The organism is Dialister sp. UBA1703 (assembly GCA_002320515.1).
Taxonomy (GTDB): Bacteria; Bacillota; Negativicutes; order Veillonellales; family Dialisteraceae; genus Dialister.
This window is the reverse complement of sequence record DCJJ01000162.1, coordinates 1-5,544: the sequence shown is the minus strand read 5'-3', so window position 1 is coordinate 5,544 and position 5,544 is coordinate 1. Positions and strand designations below refer to the sequence as shown.

Annotated in this window: 4 protein-coding genes and 1 tRNA gene; 3 read left to right on the top strand and 2 right to left on the bottom strand. The window is 48.6% G+C overall.

Annotation, left to right across the window (positions count from 1 at the left end):
- Window positions 1–120: 120 nt before the first annotated feature.
- Window positions 121–1,053 (bottom strand): class II fructose-1,6-bisphosphate aldolase, encoded by a 933-nt coding sequence (gene fba / locus B2Y11_RS07615; RefSeq protein WP_291057862.1) that lies wholly within the window; start codon window positions 1,051–1,053, stop codon window positions 121–123.
- Between the two features lie 273 nt (window positions 1,054–1,326).
- Window positions 1,327–1,402: transfer RNA gene (locus tag B2Y11_RS07610), tRNA-Glu, on the bottom strand.
- A 172-nt stretch (window positions 1,403–1,574) separates the two neighbouring features.
- Here B2Y11_RS07610 and sppA point away from each other — a divergent pair.
- The 3 genes from sppA to glmS all read left to right on the top strand — a co-directional run bounded on the left by sppA (window position 1,575) and on the right by glmS (window position 5,137).
- On the top strand, window positions 1,575–2,525 hold the full coding sequence (gene sppA / locus B2Y11_RS07605) for a signal peptide peptidase SppA (RefSeq protein WP_291057861.1): 951 nt from the start codon (window positions 1,575–1,577) through the stop codon (window positions 2,523–2,525).
- Window positions 2,526–2,535: 10 nt separating this feature from the next.
- On the top strand, window positions 2,536–3,126 hold the full coding sequence (locus tag B2Y11_RS07600) for a YIP1 family protein (RefSeq protein ID WP_291057860.1): 591 nt from the start codon (window positions 2,536–2,538) through the stop codon (window positions 3,124–3,126).
- Window positions 3,127–3,310: 184 nt separating this feature from the next.
- The gene (gene glmS, locus B2Y11_RS07595) at window positions 3,311–5,137 is read left to right on the top strand and encodes a glutamine--fructose-6-phosphate transaminase (isomerizing) (RefSeq protein WP_291057859.1); all 1,827 of its coding nucleotides are present in this window, start codon (window positions 3,311–3,313) and stop codon (window positions 5,135–5,137) included.
- Window positions 5,138–5,544 lie beyond the last annotated feature (407 nt).

Here is a 5,544-nt window from a genome sequence, read left to right as displayed (position 1 = left end):
TGAATTAATCAGTGCTTCCCTAAACCTTTTATACAAAAAATACACACAAAAAGGGACTGTGAAAAATGCTTGAACATTTTTTCACAGCCCCTTTTTATTCACAATGAGTGGTCAAATGGTTCAAATGGTATGAGCAGATCCGAGGACGGCTTCAATCTTATGCTTGACCATTTCCTTTACCGCATTTCTAGCCGGTTTCAGGTAGTTTCTTGGGTCGAAGTTGGAAGGATCCTTGTAAAGGGCTTCTCTGATGGCACTTGTCATGGCCAGACGGATATCGGTGTCGATATTGATCTTGCACACGGCCATGGTGGCAGCTTTGCGGAGCATATCTTCCGGTACGCCTTTGGCACCAAGCACCTTGCCGCCGTACTGATTGCATTTTTCTACAAATTCAGGAATGACGGTGGAAGCGCCGTGGAGAACGATGGGGTAGTTCGGCAGGAGTCTGCCTACTTTTTCCAGACGTTCATAATCCAGGTAGGGGTCGCCCTTATATTTGTAAGCGCCATGGCTGGTACCGATGGCAATGGCCAGGGAATCGCAGCCTGTCCTTTCTACGAATTCAGCGGCCTGGTCGGGATCGGTGAAAATGGCATCTTTAGCGTCTACGCTGACCAGATCTTCCACGCCGGCCAGACGGCCCAGTTCCGCTTCTACCACCACACCCTTGTCATGGGCATATTCGACAATCTGCTTTGTAATCTTCACATTTTCTTCAAAAGGATGCTTGGAACCGTCATACATGACGGAAGAGAATCCGCCGTCAATGCAGGCCTTGCAGATTTCATAGGAAGAGCCATGGTCAAGATGAAGGGCCGTCGGGATTTCAGGATAATCCTGAAGGGCAATCTTTACAAGGCCTACGATATATTCCTGGCCTGCATAGTTACGGGCGCCTTCCGAGGCCTGGAGAATGACAGGGGACTCCTCTTCCTTGGCAGCTTCCATAATGCCCTGGATGATTTCCATGTTGTTCACATTGAAAGCGCCGATGGCGTAATGACCTTCGTAAGCTTTCTTAAACATTTCAGTAGTTCCAACAAGCGGCATAGTGATAACCTTCCTTTCAAACAGATGTGTATGAAATCAATGCATGAGTGACTTGGAAATATGCATGAATCTACTCTCATTATACTGAATGAACCGGGGGATTTCCACCGGAAAATAAAGAGAAATCATATTGACTGCTTCCGGTTAACCTGTGAAGAGGGCTGTTGGAATGAGGGAAGATTTATAGGCTGCCAGTAGAAGTAGAAATGGAAATACAGGCAAACACAGTAAAAAGGCGCAAAAAAGGAGCACCTTTCAGTGCTCCTTTTGCAATGGTGACCGGTATGGGATTCGAACCCATACTCTCTGCGCTGAGAACGCAGCGTCTTAACCGTTTGACTAACCGGCCATGTATGACATATTATACATGAAACGGTACATAAATTCAAGAGCTCCTTTGGCAAAAAATGAATTTCTCCGTACAGAAAAAGACGGATTCTTTTCCTGTGTGATATAATTTCATCAAGGGAAGTACTGATTTCATCGTTTGGATTGGTGCTTATCAAAAAAAGGAGGTACTTATGAATAGAGAAGCCAAAAGGAAATATATGCTGGTGGGAATTATCCTTCTCCTCGTTGCAGCCCTGGCGGTAGGCACTTCTTCCCTTTGGAAGGATAGTGCTGTAGAAAGCCGGAAACAGGGGTATGTGGCGGTTATCCGCATTGACGGGCCCATTTATGGAGGCCCCGATACGGATTCTCTCTTAAGCGGAAGCAGCGGCGTTACCAGTGAACAGATTATGAAGGAGTTCCAGGCGACCAGGAAGGATCCGGAGGCCAAGGCTATTCTGGTTCGTATCAACAGCCCCGGCGGATCTACCGGGGCTACCCAGGAAATTGCAGAGGAAATGGATAAGATCCGGAGCAGCGGCAAACCTATCATTATTTCCATGGGAGACATGTGCGCTTCTGCAGGTTACTGGCTGGCCAGCAAGGGAAATTATATTTTTGCTTCTCCTGCCACCATTACCGGCAGCATCGGTGTTTACATGGACTATACCAATGTGGAGGACCTCATGGGCAAGCTGGGCGTGAAAAATGAAAAGATCAAAAGCGGTGCCCATAAGGATATTCTTTCCATGTACCGTCCCATGACAGGGGAGGAAAAGGAAATGGTGCAGACCATGGTAGACGATATTTACAACCAGTTCGTACAGACTGTGGCTGACGGACGCAAAATGGATGAGAGCAAAGTGCGCGCCATTGCAGACGGCAGGATCCTGACCGGCAAACAGGCCCAGGACCTGGGGCTGGTGGATGCCATGGGCAACTATTATGATGCTTTGAGCTATGCAGCCTCCAGCGGAGGCATCCAGAGTGAGAATATCCCTGTAAAGAGTTATGGCAGCGGCGTATCCCTGAGAAATATCCTGTCCGGGGAGGCAAAAACGATGGCTGGCATTTTTGCAGATGCTTTTGCTGATTCCTTCAAGAAGTCGGTGGCCGATGCTTCCGTGCCCGCTGTGAAATAAGGAGGATTGTATGAATCATTTACTTGATCTGGCCATGGCTGTCATCATTTCACCCCGGCAGGCGCTGCGGGAGATCACCAATGAGGAGAAATTGAAGGAAGGATTTATTTTATGGATCTTTGTGGTCTTCCTTCTTTCCCTTTCTCTTTTTCAGGAGGGGCCGGGGCTGGTGGTGCAGTTTCTTATGCTGGTCCTCTGCATGGGAGCAGCCCTTCTGGTGCACAGTGCTGTCATTGACTATATTTCCGGTTTCTGGGGCGGTATGGGCACTGCCCGGGGCATTACAGCCGGTTTCATGGCTTCTTCTCTGCCCATGGCCTTTTCCGTATTTTTCACTTTCCTTTCAGTTATCGGGGCAGATGTCCTTTCCGGTATCGGCAGTTTTGTGATTTTCATCTGGTCCTTCTACCTGGATGTGACGGCCATTGGAGAAAACTATCGTTTCCGGCCGGGGAAATCTTTCCTGATTGCCCTGACTCCCTATGTGCTGCTGGTGGTTTTCCTCATCGCCCTCATGGCCATCGGCGTGGCGGCGGCAGTGGAAGGGATTGCCAATATGCAGGATGTGCAGAGTATTGAATCTGTGATTCAACAGATGTAAAATATGATAAAATACATTGGCAGAGGCGCCGGAATCCATCCCGGCGCCTCTGTCCTGTTCAATTTCAAAAACAGTTCTGATGTGTTATAATATAAAACGTATGTATAACTCTTATGGGGCTTTGACTTATGAATAACAGTTTACTCTATCAATACAGATAAGAATACAAGGAGGAATACCATTTATGTGCGGTATCGTAGGTTATGTAGGCAGTGGAAATGCCACGGAGTTTCTGATTGACGGACTTCGCCGCCTGGAATACAGAGGATATGACTCTGCAGGCATTGCCGTCTATGAAAATGGAAAAATCAATATCGAAAAGAAACAGGGCCGCCTGGTGAATCTGGAAAATGTACTGAAAGAACATCCGCTTCACGGACATATCGGCATCGGCCATACCCGCTGGGCCACCCATGGCAAACCTTCTGACAGGAATGCCCATCCCCACGGCGACTGCCACAATCATTTCGTGGTAGTGCATAACGGCATTATTGAAAACTACCTGACCCTGAAGAAGGAACTGACGGAAAAAGGCCATGTTTTCAAATCTGAAACAGATACGGAAATCGTGGCTCATCTGCTGGAAGAACTGGATGATGGTGATTTCCTCTCCACTGTCCGCAAAATGCTCGCCATTGTGGAAGGCTCTTACAGCCTTGTCATTATGGATGATGCAGATCCGGATACCATTATCTGCACCAAAAAGAATAATCCTCTTATTATCGGCCTGGGCAAGGGGGAGAACTTCATTGCCTCCGACATTCCTGCTGTCATCAATCGTACCCGGGATATCTACATCCTGGACGATGAGGAACTGGCTGTGGTGAAGAAAGACAGCGTATCTGTCTACGATAAGGAAGGCAGAGCTATTGAAAAGAAAGTCCAGAAGGTGACCTGGTCTGCGGAAGCGGCAGAAAAGGGCGGCTATTCCCATTTCATGCTGAAGGAAATCTTCGAGCAGCCCAAGGCTGTCCGTGATACCGTGCAGATTCATCTGAACAAAGACGGCTCCGTCGCTTTCCCGGACCTGGGCTGGACAAAGGAATGCTTCGACAATATCGACAACATCCTTATCACCGCCTGCGGCACCGCCTATCATGCAGGACTGGTGGCAAAACACTATATCGAACGGTTCGTAAAGATTCCGGTGGCTGTAGAAATCGCTTCCGAATACCGTTACAGCAAGCCTCTCACCACCAGCCATACCCTCTGCATCGTGGTAAGCCAGTCCGGCGAAACCATCGATACTCTGGAAGCGCTGAAGGAAGCAAAGAAGCATGGAGCAAAGAGCCTGGCTGTTACCAACTCCATCGGCTCCTCCATTGCCCGGGAAGCGGATCATGTAGTCTATACCCTGGCAGGGCCGGAAATTGCCGTAGCTTCCACCAAAGCCTATACCACCCAGCTGGTGGCCCTCCTGCTCCTTTCCCTTTACATGGCACAGCTCAGAGGCACCATTTCCATGGATCTCATCCATAAAATCACCGATGGTCTCAGAGACCTGCCAAAACAGATTGAAAAGGTACTGGAAGAAAAGGATCATATGGCCGAAGTGGCAGAACGCCTCATCAAGGCCAGCGATATTTTCTATCTGGGCCGTTCCATCGACTATGCCATTGCCATGGAAGGGGCACTGAAGCTGAAGGAGGTATCCTATATCCATGCAGAAGCCTATGCAGCAGGGGAACTGAAGCACGGCACCCTGGCGCTCATCACACCGGCTACTCCGGTTATTGCTGTGGCTACCCAGGATTCCGTCAGCTCCAAGATGTACAGCAACATCCAGGAAGTCAAAGCCCGGGGTGCTGAAGTCCTCGGCATCGGCTACGACGATGACAAGGAACTGGGCAAGTATACCACCGAAACGGTCCGCATCCCCAGAGTGGACTTCTTCATTGCTCCCATCCTTTCCGTCATTCCCATGCAGCTTCTGGCCTACTACACCAGCGTGAAGAGAGGAAACGACGTGGATAAGCCGCGGAACTTGGCTAAATCGGTTACTGTAGAATAAAACATCCGGGGACTGTGAAAAATGATTTACATTTTTTCACAGCCCCTTTTGTATACATAAATTTTCACGGAAATTGGCCAAATGACAGTCAGCTTCCTGCCTATACGTCATTTCGAGCGATGCTTCATGTAGTTATGGATGATCATGCCTTTTGTTCTATTGAGGCTCTGTGCCCCGAAATCCCCCGCCGCAATGAGGTTTATACTATCGAGGAATGAGATTTCTCCACTCTGTGGAGGTCCTGCATAGGACCTCCAAGTCAGCCGAAGTTGGCCACTAGGGAAGCGCTGATTAAATCACTGTCTGCTTTTATTCTTGGATTTTTATGCAATGCAAGGAATGGGACGACGCGAATAGCCAGCTATTTAAGGAGTCCCATGACGAAGCAGTGCATAAAAATTCTTATA